The sequence below is a fragment of the Hymenobacter perfusus genome (assembly GCF_003944765.1).
GTDB classification, from domain to species: domain Bacteria; phylum Bacteroidota; class Bacteroidia; order Cytophagales; family Hymenobacteraceae; genus Hymenobacter; species Hymenobacter perfusus.
The window spans coordinates 914,247-936,672 of record NZ_RWIU01000001.1; the positions used below are offsets into that span (position 1 = coordinate 914,247).

Below are 22,426 nucleotides of genomic sequence, written 5' to 3' on the forward strand. Positions count from 1 at the left end.
GCAGCTACCAGCGCACGGCACCCGTACCTTTGCGCGCCTATGACCGAGCACCGCCACTTTCTACTGTACAAACCCTACGGCTACCTCAGCCAGTTCATGAGCAACAACGCCCGGGAGGCCCGCAAAAAGAAGTTCCTGGGTGATTTGCACGATTTCCCGGCCGAAACCATGGCCGTGGGCCGCCTCGATGAGCACAGTGAAGGCCTGCTGCTGCTCACCACCGACGGCCGGGTAAGTGAGCGAATCCGCCGCAAGGATGTGGAGAAAGAGTACTACGCCCAGGTAGACGGCCTGCCCACCGACGAGGCCATTATCCAGCTCCAGGAGGGCATCGAAATTGCGCACCGCAGCGTGCTGTACCAGACGCTGCCGGCCCGGGTGCGCCGCCTCGACGCCGACCCGAACCTGCCGGCCCGGGGCCAGAAAATTCGCGACGAGCGGCACGGCCCCACCAGCTGGGTGAGCATCATCGTGACGGAGGGCAAGTTCCGGCAGGTACGCAAAATGACAGCCGCCGCGGGCTACCCTACCTTGCGGCTGGTGCGGGTGCGTGTGGGCAGCATCTGGCTGACCGATATGCAGCCTGGAGAAGTACGGGAGGTACCCGAGCTGACAGCTCCCGACGAAGCGGCCGAGTCCGGGACGGACGCGGGCGAATAGGCCCCGCGGCGGCAGCCACTAAAAACCCGGCGGAGCTGCTACATTCGTCGCAGCCAACCCTTTCCTGCACCTATGCCCCTCCGCCTCCTGTTGCTCTGGCTGACCTGCGGCCTTCTGTTACTTGCTGCTTGCTCCGCCCCCGAGGCCCCGCCCGCCGCCGATTACCTCACCCGCATTCCCGACCCCAAGACCCTCGGCGAAGCGTACGTCAGCAACCCCGACAGCCTGCTGGCCCCCGCCACCGAGCAGGACCTGAACGCTACTCTGCAGGCTCTCGACCAAAGCGGCCGGGCGCATATTGACGTGGTAGCGGTGCGCAGCATCGGTGAGGAAGTCCCTAAAACCGCCGTCACGGCCCTATTCAACCGCTGGAAAATTGGCGACAAGGACCAGAACAACGGCTTGCTCCTACTGCTGGTGCTCGACCAAAGGCGGGTAGAAATGGAAACCGGCTACGGCCTCGAAGCCGACCTGCCCGACGTAACCTGCTTCCGCATTCAGCAGCAGTACATGGTGCCCCTGCTGCGCGAGGAGCGTTACGATGAAGCCGTGCGTCAGGGCGTGGCCGCCCTCATCCGCCAGCTCAGCAGCGGCTCTTTCGTCCTCCCGGCTGATTCCACTGCCCAGGCCTTCGACGACACCTATTCCGGCATTTCACCGGAAACAGGCCAGAGTCTGAGCGAAGGTCCAGCGGCCACTGGTGAATCGGCATGGTACTGGGGAGCCATTATCGGATTTGGCATCTTATCTATCCCGCTGTATCTGGGCCTGTGGTTTACCACCACCTCCAGTGGCAGCCGCTACCGGGTGTTATTGGGCTTGGCCATTGCGTTGCCGGTGGTAGTGTTTGGAGCAGCCGTCCTGTCAGATGGCGCAGTGGCGGCGGGTGTGGTTATTCTGATCTGCTACGGATTGCCGCTGCTATATGCCCATGCGTATCTGTGGCGCGTCAATCGGCAGCTGCGCACTAAATATGCCGCCAGAACCCGGCACAAGCAGTACGTTTTTCTGGCTAAGGCCCACCATAATCTGGGCTTCACGGCCTGGCTGTTTCCGCTGGGGCTGGCCTTCTACTGGCCCCGCTACCGCCAGCGGCTCCGCGAGCTGCGCGAAGCCCCGTACGCCTGCCCTACCTGCGCCGCCGCCATGCGCCGCCTCGATGAACAGGCCGATGACGAGCAGCTGGAACTGCATCAGGTAGCCGAGGAACACGTAAAAGCCGTGGACTATGACGTGTGGCAGTGCCTCCAGTGTCAGCACACCTTCACGCTCAACTACCAGAATCTCAGCACCGACGTACTGTCCTGCCCCGAGTGCCACCACCACACCTTTCAGCCCCAGCCTGACCGGGTGATGCGCTCCGCCACTACGTCTTCGGAGGGTTGGGGCTGGCATATTCACCGCTGCTATTTCTGCAACCATGAGCAGAAGGAGAAGTACACTATTGCCCGTATTTCCACCTCCTCCGGCAGCTCATCCAGTAGTTCCGGCTCGTCGTCGTCCAGCAGTTCCAGCTCCAGCAGCAGCGGCGGCTCCTCCGGCGGCGGCGGGGCCGGCAGCAGTTGGTGAGTGAATGGTTGAATAGGTGGACAGTCCCATCCAACCGTCCACCTATTCAACAATCCACCCATTCAACCACTCATAGCAACAGCACATCAATACGGTGGGCGTGAACCATCTGCAGGGTTTCTGACCAGGCGAAGACGGTGAAAAAGCCATCCTGGGAAGCTACCAGGGCCAGGGAGTCGCGCTGGTCGTGCACGAATTGGGCGGCGGCCAGGTGGCGCGTGCCGCCGTTCTGAGCCGGATGTAAATAGCGGGCCGTGCTGTCCACCACCGGTTCGGTTACCACCATGCGGTCTACGGGCACGCTGGTTTCGGCCCGGGCCACCTTGGCCCCGAAGGCCAGCAGGTGATAGTCGCGGTTGATGACGGTGGCCCCATCCACGGCCGTAAAGCCGCCCACCAGCCCAATGGCCCGCTGAATTTCCTCCTGCCACTGCCACCGGGCCTGGGCGTGCTGCCGCACCTCGGCAATGCCGGTGTAGGCGGGCTGCACGGGGTACGTCATGGGCTGCACGATGGACGCCTGCCACGCCTCCGAATCGGGCGGCACCACCAGCACCAGCCCGCCCCGGCCGTGGGCCCGCATGGCAGCAGCCAGCTCCACCAGTACGTTGTCGGTTTCGCCGGTGGTGGCAGCGGGCAGCCCCCGGCCCGGCAGAAACGCCTGTAACGCCGAGCAGTCGGACACAGCCAGGTTTTCGGCATCCACCAGCTGCAGTTGGTCGCCGCGCAGAATGGCCACGTTTACAAATTTGCCAAACCCATCGGCCCGGCGGTGTTTGGCTACCAGCAGGCCGGGCTCCACCACTTCCAGCACAAAGCACAGCGGCGGAATACCAGTGGCCGTTCCCCATACGTACAGCCCCTGCTCATCAAACCACACCCCCAGATGAATACCCGGCTGCTCCACGGCCGGCGCCAGCTTCAGCAGGTTGTAGGGCATCAGGCGGCGGCGGTGCCCGAATACCACTGGCTGCTCGGCCTGAGCGGGCTCCAGCAGGGCCAGCGAAATGCGGGGCGGATGGCCTTCCTCCCGGCGCAAACTGGCCCAGAAGGCGGCATCAATAACGACTTCAACCAGACTGGCAACCGGAGCAGGAGCAAGTTGGCTAACGTGTTCGGGCAACGCGGCGGCGCGGTGTCGGGCAAAGTGCGCTTCAATCATGGGCGCTACCATGCGCGCGGCCAGGTAGGTTGGTTCGGAAAGCATACGGGCAAGTACGGGCCTTTTAGGCAGCAGACGACAACAAAGGATCTTCCTGAGTATTGCTCCCAGGAAGATCCTTATAACCTGCTCGTCGGCAAAATGGCCCGCGCCAGCCGGTAAATACCGCTGTCCGCACCAACCTGGGCGGGTTGCCGGGAGTTTATGCTGAATTGCAGGAATTAAAGGGTAACTTTACCTCGCAGCTACACCATGCACCCGCAGCCCCCGTTTTCCGTCGGCGGCAGCAGCGGCGCTCATGTTTCCAGCCGGCTTCTCAAGCGTTTCCTGCCAGGCTCACCGTCTTTCCATTTCCGGAACGACGGGTCATTGCGGGGCGCTTGCCGGGCCGGCACCTGCAAAGCTCCTTATATAGGAACTTTACTAGGTTCCGGATTGTACTGCATAGATACATTGCTTTACACTTTGAGGCCTCGCTTGGCAAAGCGGCCGATACCATAAGACTTAACACTACGCATGGGTAGATCACAAGCCACCTTCGGCAAGAGGGAAAACGAAAAGAAACGGCTGAAAAAACGCCAGGACAAGGAAGAGAAGAAGGAAGAGCGCCAGGCCAACGCCAAGAAAGGCCAGGGCCTCGACGAGATGCTCGCCTACGTGGATGAGAATGGCAACATCTCCTCTACTCCGCCCGATCCGAAGAAGAAGAAAGACATTGCGGTGGAGGATATCCGCATCGGTGCCATCCGTCAGGAGGACATGGAGCAGGAAGACCCCATCCGCAAAGGCACCGTTACGTTCTTCAACGAATCGAAGGGCTACGGCTTTATCAAGGACCAGATAACCGGGGAAAGCGTGTTCGTACACGTCAACCAAGTGCAGACTTCGGCTCCGCTCAAGGAAAACGACAAAGTGACCTTTGAGGTGGAAATGGGCCAGAAAGGTCCTAGCGCCGTAGGCGTAAAGCTGGCCGTGGCCGTATAGCCTCGCAGCAGCATTTCTCAAGCTCAAAAACGCCAGCTACTCTCGCAGTAGCTGGCGTTTTTTTGTGGGCGGGTGCCTGTTGAGAATAAGTAGCTGTGCCCAGCCCAGGTCCACCGATATGCTAGTCATTGGCAACTTTAATTTTGATAACCCAGGGCGGGATGTAGCCCAGATCAGTTCCCTGAATTTGGTGGTGGCATTGTGAGGCTGCTCTACGAATAGAAGCGCAGGGAATAGCGACTAGTGCGAGGGGGGCACTTTCCGGTAAACCCGTATTTTGCGCTCCATTGAGTTTATTGTTTTATTCTATGCGTTCCGTACTTCTTCGGGCTTCCCTTTGTGGCCTCCTGTTTCTCTTGCTCTCCGGCATTGCCACGGCCCAGACGGTCCCGCCCGATCCGGAGCTGACCGCTTTCTACGACCAGCTGAACGCCTACCGCACGGCCCGCTACCAGCCCTTGCCCGATCTGCAGGCCCTGCAGCTACCGTCCACATTTTCGGGGGCCGAGCTGAAGGCCTTGCGGTTGCAGGACCGCCACATTGTGCGCATTGATTTGGTATACACGGCCTTCCGGCTCAACCCCACCTTCAACCAGCGCCAACTCAACCTCAGCCGCATCCGAAACCTGGCCGCCGCCGTGCCGGGGCTGCTGCAGGACGAGTCGGTGACGTGGACGCTGGTGGAGCAGACGGGCTGCAACAGCCCCAGTGAGTGCCAGCCGTTTTTCCACGGGTTTGTGGTGTACGTGGCCCCGCACGCCACCGCCGCCACCAGCCGCGCCGACCTTGACAGCCTCACCCGCAAGCTGCGCCTGTTGGAGAAGAAGCGCCCCAAAGCCAGCAAGAAAGCGCAGGGCAAAAAGGTGGCCTGCAACCTGCCCGGCTCCCGCTACACCAACCGCCAGATGGCCCGCAGCCTGCGCCGCCTCTACAAATGCCCTGAGCGTGAAGCGCAGCTGGTGAAGTTTCAGCTGACGGTGGATGCCCGCGGCACCATCCGGACGGTGAAGGTGCTACCCACCGCCCGGCCCGTGTGCGTGGCGGAGCTGGAAGAGGCCATCCGCAAAAGCGTAGCCTTCACCTCCGGCTTCCCCATCGACCGGAAGATGTTTCCGTTCATTGCCAAAGGGGCCATCCGGCTACCTATTGGGCCACTGCAGCTGCTGGGCGAGGCCGATATGGGCTTCACCAGCTTCGCCCTGCCCGATTCGGCGGCCCGGCTGTACCGGGTGTTTCTGAAAAAGAAGAACAAGCAGCATAAAAACGACTACTGCGAGGCTCGCATCACCAAGAAAGGCGAGCTGCTGGCCGCCGCCGATACCGCCGACACTGAGGAAATGCCCCTACCCGCCGATGCTAACGTGGTCAGCCGCGTACTGCAGCGCCACCCCGAGTGGAGCAAGGAAGTGGTGGTGACCGACGTGACGGGCAGCATGTTCCCCTACACCTACGATCTGCTGGCCTGGCTGCAGCTCAGCGCCCTCGAAGACGAGAAAACCTTCGTGTTCTTCAACGACGGCAACGACCAGCCTGACAAAGACAAGCGCGCGGGCAAAACCGGCGGCCTCTACCACGTGAAAACCGACAGCTACGAGGCCATCAAGAACAAGCTCATCGAAACCATGAAAGCCGGCGGCGGCGGCGACGCGCCCGAAAACGACGCCGAAGCCCTGCTCTACGCCCAAAAGCTGGCCGCCGCCCCCGACTCGGCCGAGCTCATCCTGATAGCCGACAACTACACCTTCCCTCGCGACGCCAAACTCCTCAAAAACACCACCGCCCACGTCCGCATCATTCTCTGCGGCGTGCGCGACTACATCAACCCCAAGTACCTCGCCCTGGCCCGTAAGCACGGCTTCAGCCTCCACACCATCGAGGGCGACATCATGGACCTGAGCAAGCTGCTGGAAGGCGAAACCATCACCATCCAGGGCCAGCAGTACCAGGTGACGAAGGATGGGTTTAAGCTGGTGCAGAAGACCTGATTGACCGCCCTCCTTTTTTGCATTCCAACGCATTTGATTACCCTTCCCGGGCATCTTGCTACCAGCAACCGGGCAACGTGCTTTCCTTTCTTCTCTTTTCACTTTACGCTACCCACTATGTCAGAGCAGGAAATCGAACCAGAGAATTCGTCTTCTGGGGCACCCATTTACCGCTATGAAAATGTAGAACCTGAGCCGTTCAGCCTAGCATCCGGCGACGATCAATCAATTGAGGCTATTTCGAGGCACATCGAACAGCACATTGGCCCTGTTACCGGGGTATTCCACGAGCTTATCTCAGACAAAGTGCACCTCGACGTGCATATCGTGGCTCCTACCAAGGATTTTCCCTTTTACACCTTGGTTACGTCCGGCATGAGCGACTTGCCTATGACTGTGCCCGCTGATGCAGAAAGCTCCGCGTACGCGGAACTGTGCATTCTCCTTCCCAGTACCTGGCCTCTGTCAGATGTTGGGCAGGCAGACTCTACCCCAACGGACGAAGCGTACTGGCCCATTGGCTGGATGAAGTTTATTGCCCGTTTTCCGCACGAATACCACACGTGGCTGGGGTCCGGCCACACCATCCCGAACGGGGAACAAGCCGAGCCTTACGCCGCTGACACGAAGCTGGGATGCATGCTGCTACTGCCTTCTATCAGCTTACCGGAGGAGTTCCGGGAACTGCGCGTGACAGACGAAAAAACCATCCACTTCTACTGCTTGTACCCCATTTACAAGGAAGAGATGGAGCTAAAAATGAAGAAGGGCGTCGATGCGTTGCTCGACAAGTTCGATGAAGTCGGTATTTCCGACGTGATAGACGTAGCCCGTCCCAACGTGGCCAAGAAGAAAGGTTTCTTGGGTTTATGGTAGCTGGCCACGCGCTCCAATAATGAAAAAGCGACGGCAGCTCCTGAGGGTTGCCGCCACGTACCCGCGCCCTCGCTCGGCTGTGCCGAGTGAGCCTTACGCCTAAAGGGCTATGCCCCGAATCCGTCCACGCTACCGGCGCAGAGTTAGCAGACGCGCGCAGCATAGCTGCTGGGGCGTAGGGCACAGCCGAGCGAGGGCGAGGGACGGAATGAATTTAACAACCTATGAAACTACCATTTCTATTATTGCTGCTTTGCATTGGCGCCTGCTCGCCGCAAGACGACTCTACTGCCTCTGCAAATCTTCCGGGCCCGGATAATCGCCCTTCACTGCCCAAGTCACTTCCTGCACACATGCCTACCTACGCCGAAAACCTGAACGCCATTAAAAACGCTTATCCGTTCGCTGCCTGGCGCGCCTCCTACCACGATGGCCTAGAGCAGTATACACAGGAGAACTGCGACGCGGCCCAGCACATCTTCGATACCCTCATTACCGACCTCATAGCGGGTGGTGAGCAGGCCTCCGAGAAACAGAAAGTCGCCTTATTCCAGAAGGCCATTGAGGCGACGAATGAGCTTCCGGAAGACATGATAGAAACCGGCGAACGGGAACAGCTGTGCGAACTGACCAACACCATCACGCTTGCTTGCGGCCTGCAGCCCGAGAAATACAGCGACGGCGAAGGGCTGGCGTCGGAATGGCGGGAATGGTAACCTCTGTTAGCGCAGAAGCAGCTTTCTCACCTGGTGCCGTCATCGGCGGGCCGGCGCTTGTAACCGTTGCAGTGAGCTTGCCAGTGCTGTATCGGTAGTACCCTGGGTGTCTGGCGCAATACGTTCAGTGGGCACGAAGTTTTCCCGTGGCTGCCCGTTTACGTGGTAGAGCCGCTCGGTGGGGATGTTGAAGCCGAAAGTGGAATTAGGCAGCCGAAATGAGTTGATGGCCCCGTTGAGACGGGCCATTTCAGTGCCCATAATGGTAGCGCGCCCCAACGCATCGAACCCGATGGTGATGCCTTCACCCATGCTGCTCGTCCAGGGGCCTACCAATACCACTAAGGGCCGCGTGTACGGCCGGGGGCGGGGTGAAACGATTTCCAAGGTGCTGCGCCGGATGCCGAACTGCCGTTCCTCGGCCGGAAACTCGTGGCGCTGGTAAGGCTGCTCCTGCGTGATAAAGCGGCCCATGATGGCGCGGGCCACGGTGGTGTTGCCGCCGCTGGGTGTATCGCGCAAATCCAGGATGAGGCCGGTGGTGCCCGCCAGCGCGTCGAGCGTACTGTCGAAGGCGGCAATGAGGCGGTTATTGCCCAGGCTGTTGTTGATGCGGATGTAGCCTACGGTGCCTAGCTGCCGGCTTTCCAGCAGCCCCGCGTACTGTATATGCTCCAGCTGGGCGGTGGGCGCATCCGGATACAGTTGCCGCAGCCGGCCCTGGGCGCGCACGGTAAGCTGGCGCGGAGTGCGGTGGTCACCGGCCAGGGCCAGATTCAGGGCCAGGGTACGGGCGGCATCATCCACGGTTTTCAGGCTGCGACCCAGCAGGGGCAGCAGAGCCTGGGCCACGGGCACCTCGTTGATGCGCACTATTTCCATGCCCGGCCGCAGCCCTACCCGCTCAGCCCCGAAGCCCGGACGCACGGCTACCACCACGGGTTTTCCCTGCTCGAACTGCGCCCACACATCGGTGCCAGTGGGAACCAGGCGGCGGGAATCGGGCAGGTTGGTGGATAGGCCGGCGTGATTGTCGTAGAGCTCGTTGAGGGCGTTTTCCAGCAGCCGCACAAACTGCGCCCGGGTGCTCACACCAGCCACCTGGGCACCGTACAGCTCCCGCACCCGGGCCCAGTCGGTCTGCTTTTTATCAAAGTAGCAATAGTTCTCGTTGATGGTGGTCCAGAAGTAATCGAAATCCTGCCAGCACTGCGCGGGGGTAAGGGTAGGCGTGAGCGTGGCCTGCGCACATAGCGCGCCGGGCAGCAACAGCAACAGCAGCCAGCACATGAAACGGACTAGTCTAGTCATAGAAATAGACGCCAGTGGCTGTTTGAGCTAGGGATATGCAAAGAAGTATAGTGGCAGCCCGTTGCCGAATGCTACCTACCAGCAACGCTAAGCTAAGGCGGAGACGCAAATATGCGTTTCTACCGTTGGTTCTTTCTCGCCTACACCAGCGGCTGAGGCTTCGGGAGCTGTAGTAGCCGTCTGGCCCTCCCTTTTTGGAGCGGGAAAAGGCTGAGAAGGAATTTTTCGCGGCTGGTATTCTCTCTTAAAATATCCTCAGCCTGCACCAGCCCGTAAAAGACTCCGTACCATTCAACCAACTGTATGGATTCTTCCCAGTTGCTTAACCGCCATGCGTACTTCATTCGGGAACACATTGGCTTCCTGAAGCTCAAGGACACCTTCGACATCCTCGACGCCGAAACACAGGAACATCTGGGCTACGCCACCGAGGAAAACCCGGCCTGGATTAACTGGACCCGCTTGCTGCTGCAAAAACACCGCATGCCCACCACGGTAGTGGTGCGACGCCTTTCCGACAACGTCGTACTGCTGCGCCTGAAGCGGGGCTGGCGCTTTTTTCGCTCCCGCATTGAGGTATTCGGCAGCGAAAACGAGCTGCTTGGGTACTTCGAAAGCAAGATTCTGACCCTGGGTGGCGGATTTCACGTGTATAACGCCCACGGTGTGCGGGTGGCCGACATCAAAGGCAACTGGATTGGCTGGGACTTCCGCTTTCTGAATGCGGCCGGCCAGGAGTTGGGGCTGGTGACCAAGAAGTGGGCCGGCGTGGGCCGGGAGCTGTTCACCACCGCCGACAACTACCTGATTTCCCTCTCCGACCGGGGCACTCAGCAGCCCGCCACTGCCGCCCTGCTGCTGGCCGCCGGCCTAGCCATCGACACGCTCTACAAGGAAACCTGCAGCCAGGCCACCGGCACCCTCAACCAGGATTTCACCTACACGCCGGGTTAGGATATGCAACCAGGCACATACCCGGCGCATCGTGCGGAGCTTGCATCACTTTCTTTCTCACCTTTTCCAATCCATGAAAACCCTCCTCATTTGCTTGCTGAGTCTGTTGCCCCTGCTGGGTCTGGCCCAAGCCACACCGAATAAAAACCAGCTCAGCACCCACATTCTCGACATCAGCACCGGCCAGCCGGCCCCCGGCGTCACGGTGACGTTGCACCGCTACAACGCCGCCCAGAAAACCTGGACCACCGTGGCCGAGAAGAAAACCGACGCCGCCGGCCGCATCCCCGATTTTCTGCCTTCAGCCAGTGCCGCCGGCACGCCCGGCACCTACAGGCTCACCTTCCTCACCCAGCCCTATTTCGAGAGCAAGAAGCAACAGTCGTTCTACCCCTTCATTGAGGTGGTATTCGAGATTAAGGATGGCGCGCACTACCACGTACCCATCACCCTTTCGCCCTACGGCTACTCCACCTACCGCGGCAGCTGAGGCCCGGCCGGTTGTATCTGTAACGCAAAATCGGCGGCAGCTCCCGGGAGCTGCCGCCGATTTATTTTCCGTCAAAATTTTGGCATTAACCCAAATTCCAGGTTTTCCGGACATCCGTCCAACGCAAGCCAGCCCACTCAGGCATTTCCCCTTCGCAAAAGCCACCTTTTTGGGAAAACACCCATTGAAGTGTACCAGCGAGATAGGGCGCCCGTTTGCTGAAAGGATCATACCCGATGATGTAAGCTGGCACATCCTTGTCTGTAGATACAATTACCAACTTCATTGGTACAGACAGTGCCCTAATCTGCCACATGGTAGAACCCTCGCTGCCTCCAGGATGGGTATCAAATTCAATGAGCAGTCCTGATACTGTTATCAAGTCGTTGACTACTTCATCTATAGCAGGTGCCTGACGCGCAAACGTAAATTCCTGTACTATCGGGGCTGCCATAACTGCTGAAAGAGTTAAGCCGAATCAACCTTGGATTCGCGCCAATAAAAATGGCTGTTAATCCGGGAAGGACCAACAGCCATTTTCAGGTTACAGCGTTATACGCCCTTCTACATATGAATCGCGCGGTTCTCGGTAGCGGCGAGGCAGGCTTCTTTCATGGCTTCGGCGTAGGTGGGGTGGGCGTGGCTCATGCGGGCCACGTCCTCGGCGGAGGCGCGGAACTCCATGGCCGTTACGGCTTCGGCAATGAGGTCGGCGATGCGGGGGCCAATCATGTGGACGCCCAGGATTTCGTCGGTTTCCTTGTCGGCCAGCACTTTCACGAAGCCGTCGAGGTCCATGGAGGCGCGGGCGCGGCCCGAGGCGCGGAACGGGAACGAGCCGGTTTTGTAGGCCTTGCCCTGCTCCTTGAGCTGCTCCTCGGTGTAGCCCACGGCGGCCACTTCGGGCCAGGTGTACACCACGCCGGGGATGAGCAGGTAGTTGATGTGCGGCTTCTGGCCGGCAATGGTTTCGGCCACGAACACGCCTTCTTCCTCGGCCTTGTGGGCCAGCATGGCACCCCGAATCACGTCGCCGATGGCGTAGATGCCGGGCACGGAGGTTTGCAGGTGCTCATCGACCTTGATGCGGCCGCGCTCTTCCATCTGCACGCCGGCGGCTTCCAAGTTGAGGCCCGCCGTGAAGGGCGAGCGGCCCACGGCCACCAAGCAGTAGTCGCCCTCAAACTTCACTTCCTCGCCCTTGGGGTTGGTTGCGGTTACGGTCACGGCATCACCCTCGCGGGTGGCGCCGGTTACCTTGTGGCTCAGGAAAAACTCGATGCCGATTTTGCCCAGCACGCGCTTGAGTTCCTTGCCCAGGCCGCGGTCCATGGTGGGAACCAGCGAATCCAGGAACTCCACCACCGATACTTTCGCGCCGAGGCGGGCGTACACGGAGGCCATTTCCAGCCCGATAACGCCGCCGCCAATCACAATCATGTGCTTGGGCACTTCGCGGATGTTCAGGGCCTCGGTGCTGGTGATGATGCGCTCCTTGTCCTGGCCGATGAAGGGCAGCACGGTGGGCTTGGAGCCGGTGGCAATGATGACGTTCTTCGTCTCAATCTGCTGGGCCTCGCCGCCGCCGGTGGGCGCAATGCTGATGTGGTTCTTATCGACAAACGAACCGACGCCGTGGATGACGTCGATTTTGTTTTTCTTCATCAGGAACTGAATCCCATCGGTATTGGCCTTCACAACACCGTTTTTACGGTCGATGAGCTGGTTCATGTTGATCTGCAGGTCGCTCAGCTCAATGCCGTGCTCCTTGAAGGTGTGGGCCGCGTTGTGGTAGTGCTCGGTGCTGTCGAGCAGGGCCTTGCTGGGGATGCAGCCCACGTTGAGGCAGGTGCCGCCCAGGGTGTCGTACTTCTCGATGAGGGCCGTTTTGAGGCCTAACTGGGAGCAGCGGATGGCCGCCACATAACCGCCGGGGCCGGAGCCGATAACGGTAACGTCGTATTGGTTCATGCTAGGGTAAATTCGGTGAGAATCAACTAAGCGCGAAGGTACGGACGGTGAAGTTGGGAAGTAGTGAAATTATGAAGTAGTTCCGGTCCGGCGGCGGGAAGCCGTCGGACCGGTTGTCATCAGGGCCATCAGCGCGGTACCGTATCCCTGTCAGCTTGCTTCAACCGGCCCCACGGCTTGCCGCCGCCGGACCGGGGCCATTCTTCAACCCTCCCTCTTGCCCGCCCGCCAAAACGCCACACGGCTCCCCTGCCGGCCGGGGCCAGCGGAGGAGCCGCTAAACGACAGGATGGAAACGGAACCTGGTGGTTTTCCTTTCGGGCGGAAAGGCCGGTGATTCGGTACCGCAATGCCGGCCGCCGGGTAAAGCGCCGGCTGACTGAAAACTCCTAGGAGGTTTCTCCGTCGTTATTTCCGGTGGGCCGGGGCCCCTGGAAAAAAGAGCGAAGCGCCGCCTCACTTCCGGGCCGCCCGAACGGCTCCCCTGCAGCTACCCAGGCGGCGATGCAGCAGCACTTCGCGTTACGCCGCCCGCAGGGCCGGAGCTGCGTCCAGCTGCTCGGCCCGCGTGCGCAGAATATCCCGGGCCAGTGCCAGGTTCGTGGTCCGGGCATCCACTACCAACGAAATCAGCCGCGCGCCCGTGCTGCTGAGCCGGAGCAAGTGAAGCTGGCTGGACAGGGTTATCATGATGTCCTCCAGTTGCTCACCGGGCAGGTCCAGGGCAGCCAAGGCCTCGTGTTTGCGCTGCACTAGGCCGGCCTGAAACTTCGCGGCCGTAAGTAAATCCAGCGCGGGCGAAGACGTATGCGCGGCCAGACTGGTGCCCGAGGCCACATCGACCACGGCCACGGCCAGCAACTGCGGCAGCTCGAGGCGGAGCTGTTCCACTACCTCACTGGCACGCCGCATCAGTTCCAACTGCCGTTTGTGCACGGCGGGCTGGCGGGTGGCTTTCTTTCGATACGACTTCGGTTTCACGCAACTTGAGAACTAAATAATCAGATAAAGCAGCCAGGCCGGCCGGTACATTTCCGTAGTGCAGACAGTCCGTACCGACCAGCCAGGCGGTGCGCTAGAACTGCCACCAATGGCGTTTGCCAACTTTGGTGCGAGGCTGCAGCGTCACGTCGGCGGAGCCGGTGGTTTGCACGCGCATTTCAGCATCTTGGTAGCCGCCGTAGCCGTATTGCAACGCCGTGGTACCGGCCGGCACCTGCAGTACGTATTCGCCCTGGGCGTTAGTGGAAGTACCCCGGTAGCTGCCGGGCTGCAACACAGTGGCCCCAATCAGCGGCGCGCCATTTTCATCCAGGATGCGGCCCCGGACCGTGAGCATGGCGCGGGAGCTACTGGCTTCGGCGCTGGTTAGCATACCGGCTTCGGCAATGGTACCGGCATCGGCTACCAATGGCGTCAGTTCGGTGGGCGTGCTGTCGCTCACGGGAGTACGCTCGGAGGGCAGACGGGTACCGGCAAATACCATCGTGCCCACCAGTACAGCCGAGGCCACCAAGCCGGTAGCCCGGCGGCGGAAGCGCACGGGCTCGGTGCGGATGTAAAGCAGCTGCTTCTGCACCCAGGTGGGGGCGGCTTCGGCTTCATCGGCGGCGCGCAGGTGCTGCCAGCGGCTGAGGGTTTCGTGGGCCTTGTCGGCGTCGTGGTGGAGGTAGGTTTCCACGGCCTGGGCGGAGGCTTTGCTCAGGTCACCACGCAGGTAGGCGTCGCGGTACACCGGCAGCAGTTCGCCGGTGGCAGGGTTGAAGGGAGAGGCAGTAAGTTTCATGCAAGCAGTGGGGCTAAAAGGATGAGAAAAAGAATGAACTGCCCGAGCACTGACGTCACCGCTACTCCCTCAGATCCTTCAGGTTTCGCAGGTGCGCATCACCTCTCGGGCAATGCCTAAGTTGGTATCACGACAATCCACGGCCACGTACAGAAACCGCTGCCCATCGGGCAACAGCCGCAGCAGGTGCAGCTGGGTGCGTAGCGTAATCAGCAGTTCGGTGAGCTGCTCGTCGGGGGGCAGATGCAGTGCCTGCATGGCCTGTCGCTGCTGCCGAATAACCTCGGCGTTAAACCCAATGATTTTGGCGGGATTAAAGTCGCGCGAGGTAGTGTAAGAAGCCAGGAGCTGGCCGGAGGCTATCTGCCCCACAGCCGCCGCCAGCAGCTCAGGCAGGCCGTGCAAAACGTGTTGCAGAATCTGCTCAGCGGCGAGGCGGGCCGGACCGGCCGAAGCCACGCCCACGATTTTATTGACGGGCGGCCCGGTAAGGGTCTGGAGTTGACTCAGAAAGGGTATTTGCATAGCAGGGGCCACCAAAAGCAGTGCGTACCAGCCGCTTGCTCCCGGCCGGGCCGGTAGATGTGGCCGGGTTACCGGCTGCCCGGACCAGGGAGCCCGGGGCCGGCTCGGCCGGGACAGCCACCAGGGGTGGGGCTGCCCCGGCTACGGGAGCCGCAGCTGCTGACTTAGTTCAGGGCCGCCGCGTGGTTGCGCAGTACTTCCCGGGCAATAGCCAGGTTGGTATCCCGCGAGTTCACTACCAGATAGATGAACTTATTATTCTCGGCCAGCTTGAGCAGGTGGATCTGGTTGGAGAGGGTAATGAGGATGTCCTCGATTACTTCACCCGTCAGCTTGAGGGCGGCCATAGCCTTCTGCTTCTGTTTTACTACTTCCGTATTGTAAGCCGCAGCGGTATCGGGGTTGATGCTGGGTGAGTTGGTGTGCGAAGCCAAGCTCATGCCGGAATTCGTATCAACAACGGCCACGGCTACCAGCTGGGGCAAGTCGTTGAGGATTTCTTGTATTACTTTGCCGGCGGCGTTGTTCGTAGAGTAAGCCATGATACAGGGAGGAAATGAAAATGTGTGGAAGTGAAGAGTCAGCCGCCCAGTGTCCCTATATCATCACCCGAATTCCATTGACCCACGCGTTGGCCAGCAAAATTCATTTTGGCAATTTACTTAGAAGCACAATAGACAGCTACTTGATACAACTGCCGGATAACAGTCGGTAGCCTGCTGACTTGCTCTACAAAACTCTCACATTTACCCACCCGATAAAATGAGCAGCATCAACTACAAAAATGATTGTAATTAAACTTTTCCCACCTCAATCACTTTGGGAGCCCATATTGGGATATATATAATACTATTACAACAAGCTTACGCACAATCCATCAAAAAGCAAAATCCCCGGCCAGCAGATGCTGCCCGAGGAGATACGAACGGTATACCACCAGTGGTTTTACAATTGCACTATTTTAATCATACAGACTAGCCAACTGGCTTATTTTCTCGCGCTCCAGCACCGTGATGCGGCTTCCCTGAGTAAGCACCAGCCCCTCGTCGCGAAACTCGGAGAGTAGTCGGCTGGCCGTTTCCTTGGTGGTACCGGTGAGGGCGGCCAGATCCTCCCGGGAAATGGGAATGCTAAACGGCTCATCGGTAACGGGCTGAAAGGCTTGGTGCAGCAGCAGCAAGGCCTCGGCCAGCCGCTCACGCACGGGCTTGTAAGCCGTGTGCAACAGCCGCTCTTCGGCGTCGCCGAGGTTGCGGGCCATCAGGCGGAGCAGGGAGTGGGAGAACTGCGGATTCTGCTCCAGCAGGCTGAAAAAATCGGGGCGCGGAATGAGGCACACCACGCAGTCGGTGAGGGCGGTGGCGGCGGTGGTGCAGAACTGCCCGATCATAAGGGAGCGGTAGCACAGCACGTCGCCCTCCCGGGCCAGCCGGATGATCTGCTCTTTACCGTCGCCGCTGAGCTTGGAAATCTTCACCTTGCCCTGGTATACGCAGTACAGGCCAGCCGCCCGGCTACCCTGCTGAAAAATCACCTGCCCTTTGCTGTACGACTGGTGCAACTTGCCGCCGGCTATCAACGACAGCTCGGCGTGCTGGCAGTTGCCCAACAGAGAGCGTTCAACGTGCGGGCAGGCCTGACAAGTGAGGGGAACAGAAGAAGCTACCATACGCTTTACTCTCAGCAAAAAAACATCCCGGCAGACGAAGCCAGAAGATACTTTTTCTTATAAAAAATACTATTCAACAACTCATCTTCTTATCGCTAATCTTTTCTACAGGATACTGAAGAAAAGATCAAAACAGAAGCTACCAACTCCAGCGGAAGCTGTAAGCAGCCGAATTTACACGTTTCACCGGTAAAAGATTCCAACATTCCACTTTATATATATAAAATAACCTGCATCAGGCCTTCCCAATTATGGATTCCAGCATAGCAGAATAAGACAATTTCACTAACCTCTATTCTAATAACGTTCCTACGTAGTAATTTTCGGTATCTACCTCCAGATTCTCTCTTTTCAAATTGGGAATCTCTACTGGCTGAAAGACCGTGGTCAGCGGCACTAGCTGGTAGATGCCGCCACGCGGGCGCAGCCGAATGGGCAGGGCAAAGCCGGGCTCGGCGGCAATCCAGCGGGCCTGGGGCGGACCGTCGGTGGGGAAGCGCACCTCCAGCACCGGCAGGCCCGGGTGGCGCAGGTACTGGTTGAACACGGGCGTGAGGTCCTGGCCCAGCTGCTGGTTGAAGTAGCCGATGACCTGCCCGGTAGTAATCGTCTGGTGGAAAAACCGCTGGTTGAGGCCACGCAGCAGCTCCCGCCATTGGGCATCATCGGGCACGTAGGCCGTGCGGAGCATGTTCAGCAGGTTGCTGCCTTTGTCGTACATATCGGAAGAGCCTTCCCGGTTCACGCCGTAGGGTCCGATGATGGGCGCGTCGTTCTGAATGTTGCGCCGCTGGCCGTGGATGTACTGCCGGGCGGCTTCCTGGCCGAACTGGCTTTCCACGAACAAGGCCTCGGAGTAGGTGGTAAACGCCTCGTGAATCCACATATCGGCAATATCCTGGCTGGTGAGGCTGTTACCGAACCACTCGTGGCCGCTTTCATGAATGATAATAAAATCCCACTTCAGGCCCCAGCCCGTGCCTGACCGGTCACGGCCCAGGTAGCCGTTCTGGTACTTATTGCCGTAGGCCACGGCGCTCTGGTGCTCCATGCCGAGGTGCGGGGTTTCAATTAGCTTGTAGCCATCTTCATAGAACGGGTACGGCCCAAACCACGACTCCAGCGACTTGAGCATGGGTTTCACGTTGGCGGCGAACTGGGTTCTGGCTTTGCTCAGGCTTTCGGGCAGCACCCAGTAATCCAGCGTCAGGGGGCCTTTTTCGCCGGCGTACTCGTCGCTGAAGTGGGTGTAGTCGGCCACGTTCAGGGCCACGTCGTAATTATTGATGGGGTTGCTCACGAACCAGTCGAAGCGGGTGGCCCCGCCTTTCAGGAGCACGGTGCGGCGCAGGCGGCCGTTGGATACATCCTTGAGGCCCTTCGGTACGGTCACGCTGATGAGCATACTGTCCACTTCATCGGCCTGCTGGTCTTTATTCGGCCACCAGATGCTGGCTCCTACTCCCTGGCAGGCCGTGGCCACCCACGGCTTACCCTTGGCATCCTGCGTGAACACGACTCCACCATCCCAGGGCGCATTTTTGGCTTCGGTGGGCTGCCCACCATACAACACCGTGAAGTGGTTCTGACTGCCCTGGCGAATAGGTTCGGGAAAGGTGACGAACACCGCGTTGGCCTCCCGGGTAAATGGCACGGTCTTGCCCTGGTACTCCACTTTCTCTACCGTCAGGTTAGCAAACAGATCGAATTGCAGACGAGTAAAGTCGCGGGTAGCTTTGAAGTGAAACTCATTGGAGCCGCTAATAGCCTTGCGGGCCACGTCCAGCCGCACATCGAGGTGGTAGTAGGTGATATCGTAGCAGGTGCGCAGCGGCGAGAGGTAGCCCCGCAAAGAATCGGCGCGGGTGAAGGCCGGTTTGGCTTGCAGCAGCTGCCCCGCCACGGGACGAACGAAACCGCACAGCGCGGCCAGGAACAGGAAAGGAAGGAAACGCACGGCGGCAGATATTAAGTTGAAGTCAGGCTAAAGAACGGGAAAGAAGGCTGAACGCTGCGTACGGCGGCCCTTTCACCGATAGGCCCGGCAAACTCCCGTAGGTTTGTGCTTCTCCAGTCCGCTTTTCACATGACGCAACCACCTGCCCCCACCCGCGCGGCCCTACTGCTGGCCTTCGCGGCCGTGTATATCATCTGGGGCTCCACCTACCTGGGCATCCGCTTCGCCATTGACTCCATCCCGCCGCTGCTGATGGCCGGCTCCCGCTACACGCTGGCCGGGGCGCTGCTGTACGGCTTTATGCGGTGGCGGGGCGAGCCCGCTCCTACCCGCAAAGGCTGGCTGACGGCGGCCGTAATCGGGGTGTGCCTGCTGGGCTTCGGTAATGGGGGCGTAACGCTGGGCGAACAGTATATTCCTACGGGCCTGACGGCACTGCTGGTAGCCACGGTGCCCATGTTTCTGGCGGTGCTGGGCTGGTGGAGCGGCGTGGCCGCCCGGCCCCGGCCGGTAGTGGCGGCGGGCCTGGCAGCAGGTCTGGCGGGGGTGTATCTGCTGGCCCGCACACCAGGAGCCAGCCACGTTGCCAAACCGGGGCACGAGGGGCTGGGTATCGGGCTGGTGCTGGTGGCGGCCCTGGTGTGGGCCATTGGCTCGCTGTATTCCAAAAATCATCAGCCTACTCCCTCCCCGTTTCTTTCGGGCGGGATGCAGATGCTGTGCGGCGGCGTGGCCATGCTGGTGGTCGGCGCGGTGCGCGGCGAAGCGGCCGGTTTCAGCCTGGCGCAGGTTACGGCTACTTCCTGGCTGGCCTACGCCTACCTGGTCACATTTGGCAGTATTGTGGGCTTTACGGCCTACATCTGGCTGCTGCGGGTGGTAGAGCCGGCGCTGGCGGGCACCTATGCCTTCGTGAACCCCGTGGTGGCGGTATTGCTGGGCTGGTTGTTTCTGCACGAAGTTCCCGACCCACAAATGCTCGGGGGCGCGGCCCTCATTGTGCTGGCCGTGGCGCTGGTAGTTTTGGGTGGGCGCAGTAAAAAGTAGCCGGCTGGCCAAGCAGCGGGGCCGCAGGATTCCCATCTAACAGCAGCATATGCCCGGACTCGGCCGGGCTATTTATGCAACCAAAATTTCCATTTGACTTCTACCCATGGCTGTTTCTTTCCGCTCGTTATCTGCTGACTCCGTTTCCTGCCAACCACGGGCTTTTGCTTCCTGCAAACCGGCGGGATGGAGGGTGCCCACGCTGTGGGGCGGTACCCGGAGTCAGCGGCTGGCGCTTCCGCTGGAATTTCTGCTGGCCCCAGGCTCCGGAATCGGTTCTGCTGGCTACTAGTCTGCTCCTCTCTTCTGTCACTCCATTATGCTCCGCTCCTTTCTCTGCCGGCTGCTGCCCGCCGCTCTGCTGGTTGCCGGCTGCACCCAAATCCGCCCTGCGCGTACTACGGCCATGCCAAACTCCGTGACCGGACAGCCGGATGTGCTGGAAACGATGAAAATCACGGTGCCCCGGTCAGCCAACCGCGTGGCCTCCTTCACCAACAAAGCCGCCGCCTACTACTGCGCCCAGACTCACGAGGTCAACCACCCCGAGTACAGCTGGTTTGAGGGCCTGAACGTGGCCAAAAACCGGGTATTTGCGGGCTATGAGTTGTTTGTGGCCGGTAAGCCGCTCGATAACCGCGTGGCCGAAGTAACAGTGTATCCGCACAAGCTGGTGCGCCGCCACGGCCCGGCAGTACAGGAAGAGCTGTGGCTGTTTGATGAGAAGAACCTGCTGGAAATCGACCTGACCGGCACCACGCAACCCATTGGCATAGAGCTGAAAGGCGAGAAGGTGCTCCTGCTCCGGCAGCAGGATGACTTGGCTTTTTTCTCGGCGCGGGAGGGCCGTTTCGTGCTGGCCGTGGCAGCCCGCCGGCCGCAGCCTATTACCGTGGCCGGCCAGCGCGTAGTGGCGGCCGGGGCCGGGGGCTTCCTGATTGCCTGCGGGACTGATGAGGCCGATGCAACCGCTCTGCTTCGGGAGGGCCAGCGCAACGGGCCGGCCCTGAAGCTGGCCCGGGAGCAGCGTATCCGTCAGCCGCTGCAAACCAGTGCCTACGTGGCCGCCGATAATGACTCGCTGACCCTGGCCCTGCGCTGGCTGACCACTACCACCGACCAACTGGTAAGTCGCCAGCAGGGCGATGGGATTTACGCCGGCCTGCCGTGGTTCAATGAGTACTGGGGCCGCGACGAGTTCATTTCCTTCCCCGGTACCATGCTGATCAGCGGCCAGTTTGCCGCCGCCCGCCGGATTCTGCTTTCGTTTGCCCGCTATCAGCAGCTCGACCCCGCTTCCCGATTCTTCGGCCGGGTACCCAACATCGTGAACCCAAGCAACATCGATTACCACACCACCGATGGCACGCCGCGCTTCGTCATTGCGCTCCGGGACTACGTGCGCTATTCCGGCGACACCTCACTGGTACGGCAGCTTTACCCCAATGTGCAGGCCAGCATTGCGGGTGCCCTCACGTACTGGGTTGATAAGCAAGGCTATCTGCTGCACGCCGACAATGAAACCTGGATGGATGCCCGCGACGCGCAGTTGGTGGCCTTCACGCCCCGGGGCAGCCGCGCCAACGACATTCAGGCGCTATGGTATCAGCAGCTGAAAGCCGGGGCCTACTTTGCCGCTTTCGTTCAGGATGCGGCCAGCCAGACGCGGTGGGAGCAGCTGGCGGAGCAGGTGACAAGCCGGTTTGCCCAGGACTTCCGCCGCCCCGGATACGACTACCTCGCCGACCGGCTTGACCACCAGAACCATCCCGACTTCACGCTGCGTCCCAACCAGCTATTTGCGCTGGATATGGTGCCCGACCCGGCCTTTGCCCGCCAGGCTCTGCGCAAAAACTGGACGGAGTTGGTGTATCCGTGGGGCGTAGCCACGCTTGACCGGCACGACCCGCAGTTTCATCCCTATCACCTGGCCCCTGAGTTATACCATAAGGATGCGGCTTACCACCGGGGCACCATCTGGCCCTGGCTTAACGGCATTGCCATGCAACGCATGCTGGAAGCCGGCCAGCCCGAAACCGCCTGGATGCTGTTTGCCAGCTCTAACCGTCAGGCCCTGACCAGGGGTGTAGTAGGAGGCCTGAGCGAAAACCTTGATGCCTACCCCCGGCCCGGCCAACGGTTGCCGAAGCTTACGGGAGCCTATTTGCAGGCGTGGTCGAATGCCGAGCAACTGCGGGTGTGGCACCAGTATTTCCTCGGCATCCGTCCCGACGCGGCCAACCACCAGCTTGTTCTCGCACCCCAGTTACCACTGGCCGTGCGGCAGCTTCGTTATAATTTCACGGTGGGTCAAAGCCTGATTACTGCCGAATACCAAGCTACCCCGCACCCCACCCACACCTACCACCTGGGACCCGAGCCCACCACTGTTACAGTGGATATTACTCCCTTCGAGCCCATCCGGATAGATACCCCAGCCAACACGACGCTGAAAATTTCCGTGACGCCCCAGCAGCTCACGGCGGTGCTACTGGATGCAAAAGACCTAGAGCTCACACGCCAGACCGCCACGCCATCGGCCGCCCGACTGGCCCGGCAGCAACAGAATGACCAGACATTGGCGAACCTGCCCTTCGCGCAGCCACTGCCGTTAAGCCAGCACCCGGTTACCCGCCCGCAATAGGCGCAGGGCCGTTTCTTTACCTGAGTTTCGGGGTGACTGGCGCAACTGTTTCTACTCCCCCCGGCGTAGCTTCTGCAGGGGTGGCCGTCACTCCCATCGTATCTTCAGAACCTCACTTTC

General features: G+C 60.2%; 20 protein-coding genes. 10 read left to right on the forward strand and 10 right to left on the reverse strand.

The genetic code is table 11. The annotated features are described in order from the left end of the window. Nucleotides 1-39: 39 nt before the first annotated feature. Nucleotides 40-660: a pseudouridine synthase gene (locus EI293_RS03895; protein WP_125435826.1), complete on the forward strand. Its 621-nt coding sequence runs from the start codon at nucleotides 40-42 to the stop codon at nucleotides 658-660. A gap of 72 nt (nucleotides 661-732) precedes the next feature. After that, nucleotides 733-2,229, forward strand: a complete 1,497-nt coding sequence (locus EI293_RS03900; RefSeq protein ID WP_125435827.1) for a TPM domain-containing protein — start codon at nucleotides 733-735, stop codon at nucleotides 2,227-2,229. Nucleotides 2,230-2,299: 70 nt separating this feature from the next. Here the strand turns inward: EI293_RS03900 and EI293_RS03905 are convergent, their stop codons facing one another. Beyond that, entirely contained in the window at nucleotides 2,300-3,436 is a 1,137-nt protein-coding gene (locus EI293_RS03905) for a putative sensor domain DACNV-containing protein (protein WP_125435828.1), read from the reverse strand. A 471-nt stretch (nucleotides 3,437-3,907) separates the two neighbouring features. On the opposite strand from EI293_RS03905, the gene EI293_RS03910 reads away from it, so the two are divergent. From EI293_RS03910 to EI293_RS03925, 4 genes are all read left to right on the forward strand, one after another. After that, nucleotides 3,908-4,375, forward strand: coding sequence for a cold-shock protein (locus EI293_RS03910; protein WP_125435829.1), 468 nt, complete (start codon nucleotides 3,908-3,910; stop codon nucleotides 4,373-4,375). 308 nt (nucleotides 4,376-4,683) lie between these two features. Beyond that, complete coding sequence (locus EI293_RS03915; RefSeq protein WP_125435830.1) at nucleotides 4,684-6,360, forward strand: hypothetical protein; 1,677 nt, start codon at nucleotides 4,684-4,686, stop codon at nucleotides 6,358-6,360. 117 nt (nucleotides 6,361-6,477) lie between these two features. Then, nucleotides 6,478-7,236, forward strand: coding sequence for a suppressor of fused domain protein (locus tag EI293_RS03920; protein WP_125435831.1), 759 nt, complete (start codon nucleotides 6,478-6,480; stop codon nucleotides 7,234-7,236). Between the two features lie 353 nt (nucleotides 7,237-7,589). Then, nucleotides 7,590-7,952: a hypothetical protein gene (locus EI293_RS03925; RefSeq protein ID WP_125435832.1), complete on the forward strand. Its 363-nt coding sequence runs from the start codon at nucleotides 7,590-7,592 to the stop codon at nucleotides 7,950-7,952. 39 nt (nucleotides 7,953-7,991) lie between these two features. Here the strand turns inward: EI293_RS03925 and EI293_RS03930 are convergent, their stop codons facing one another. Next, a complete protein-coding gene (locus EI293_RS03930) occupies nucleotides 7,992-9,263 on the reverse strand; it encodes a S41 family peptidase (RefSeq protein ID WP_125435833.1) in 1,272 nt (423 codons plus the stop codon). 303 nt (nucleotides 9,264-9,566) lie between these two features. Between EI293_RS03930 and EI293_RS03935 the strand changes: the two genes are divergently transcribed. Together EI293_RS03935 and uraH are read left to right on the forward strand one after the other, a co-directional pair. Continuing rightward, entirely contained in the window at nucleotides 9,567-10,217 is a 651-nt protein-coding gene (locus EI293_RS03935; protein WP_246010519.1) for a phospholipid scramblase family protein, read from the forward strand. Nucleotides 10,218-10,290: 73 nt separating this feature from the next. Next, a complete protein-coding gene (gene uraH, locus EI293_RS03940; RefSeq protein WP_125435834.1) occupies nucleotides 10,291-10,707 on the forward strand; it encodes a hydroxyisourate hydrolase in 417 nt (138 codons plus the stop codon). Between the two features lie 85 nt (nucleotides 10,708-10,792). Here the strand turns inward: uraH and EI293_RS03945 are convergent, their stop codons facing one another. From EI293_RS03945 to EI293_RS03980, 8 genes are all read right to left on the reverse strand, one after another. Next, nucleotides 10,793-11,161, reverse strand: a complete 369-nt coding sequence (locus EI293_RS03945) for a hypothetical protein (RefSeq protein WP_125435835.1) — start codon at nucleotides 11,159-11,161, stop codon at nucleotides 10,793-10,795. Nucleotides 11,162-11,271: 110 nt separating this feature from the next. Continuing rightward, nucleotides 11,272-12,678, reverse strand: a complete 1,407-nt coding sequence (lpdA, locus tag EI293_RS03950; protein WP_125435836.1) for a dihydrolipoyl dehydrogenase — start codon at nucleotides 12,676-12,678, stop codon at nucleotides 11,272-11,274. Nucleotides 12,679-13,200: 522 nt separating this feature from the next. Then, entirely contained in the window at nucleotides 13,201-13,659 is a 459-nt protein-coding gene (locus EI293_RS03955; protein ID WP_125435837.1) for a hypothetical protein, read from the reverse strand. A gap of 94 nt (nucleotides 13,660-13,753) precedes the next feature. Beyond that, nucleotides 13,754-14,464 (reverse strand): carboxypeptidase-like regulatory domain-containing protein, encoded by a 711-nt coding sequence (locus EI293_RS03960; protein WP_125435838.1) that lies wholly within the window; start codon nucleotides 14,462-14,464, stop codon nucleotides 13,754-13,756. A 78-nt stretch (nucleotides 14,465-14,542) separates the two neighbouring features. After that, nucleotides 14,543-14,989, reverse strand: coding sequence for a hypothetical protein (locus tag EI293_RS03965; RefSeq protein WP_125435839.1), 447 nt, complete (start codon nucleotides 14,987-14,989; stop codon nucleotides 14,543-14,545). Between the two features lie 164 nt (nucleotides 14,990-15,153). Continuing rightward, a complete protein-coding gene (locus EI293_RS03970; protein ID WP_125435840.1) occupies nucleotides 15,154-15,531 on the reverse strand; it encodes a hypothetical protein in 378 nt (125 codons plus the stop codon). Between the two features lie 419 nt (nucleotides 15,532-15,950). Beyond that, nucleotides 15,951-16,658, reverse strand: coding sequence for a Crp/Fnr family transcriptional regulator (locus EI293_RS03975; RefSeq protein ID WP_125435841.1), 708 nt, complete (start codon nucleotides 16,656-16,658; stop codon nucleotides 15,951-15,953). Nucleotides 16,659-16,950: 292 nt separating this feature from the next. Next, complete coding sequence (locus EI293_RS03980; protein ID WP_246010520.1) at nucleotides 16,951-18,615, reverse strand: M1 family metallopeptidase; 1,665 nt, start codon at nucleotides 18,613-18,615, stop codon at nucleotides 16,951-16,953. Between the two features lie 129 nt (nucleotides 18,616-18,744). Between EI293_RS03980 and EI293_RS03985 the strand changes: the two genes are divergently transcribed. Both EI293_RS03985 and EI293_RS03990 read left to right on the forward strand, forming a co-directional pair. After that, nucleotides 18,745-19,662, forward strand: a complete 918-nt coding sequence (locus tag EI293_RS03985) for an EamA family transporter (protein WP_125435842.1) — start codon at nucleotides 18,745-18,747, stop codon at nucleotides 19,660-19,662. Between the two features lie 319 nt (nucleotides 19,663-19,981). Further along, on the forward strand, nucleotides 19,982-22,306 hold the full coding sequence (locus EI293_RS03990) for an amylo-alpha-1,6-glucosidase (RefSeq protein ID WP_125435843.1): 2,325 nt from the start codon (nucleotides 19,982-19,984) through the stop codon (nucleotides 22,304-22,306). Nucleotides 22,307-22,426: the final 120 nt, after the last annotated feature.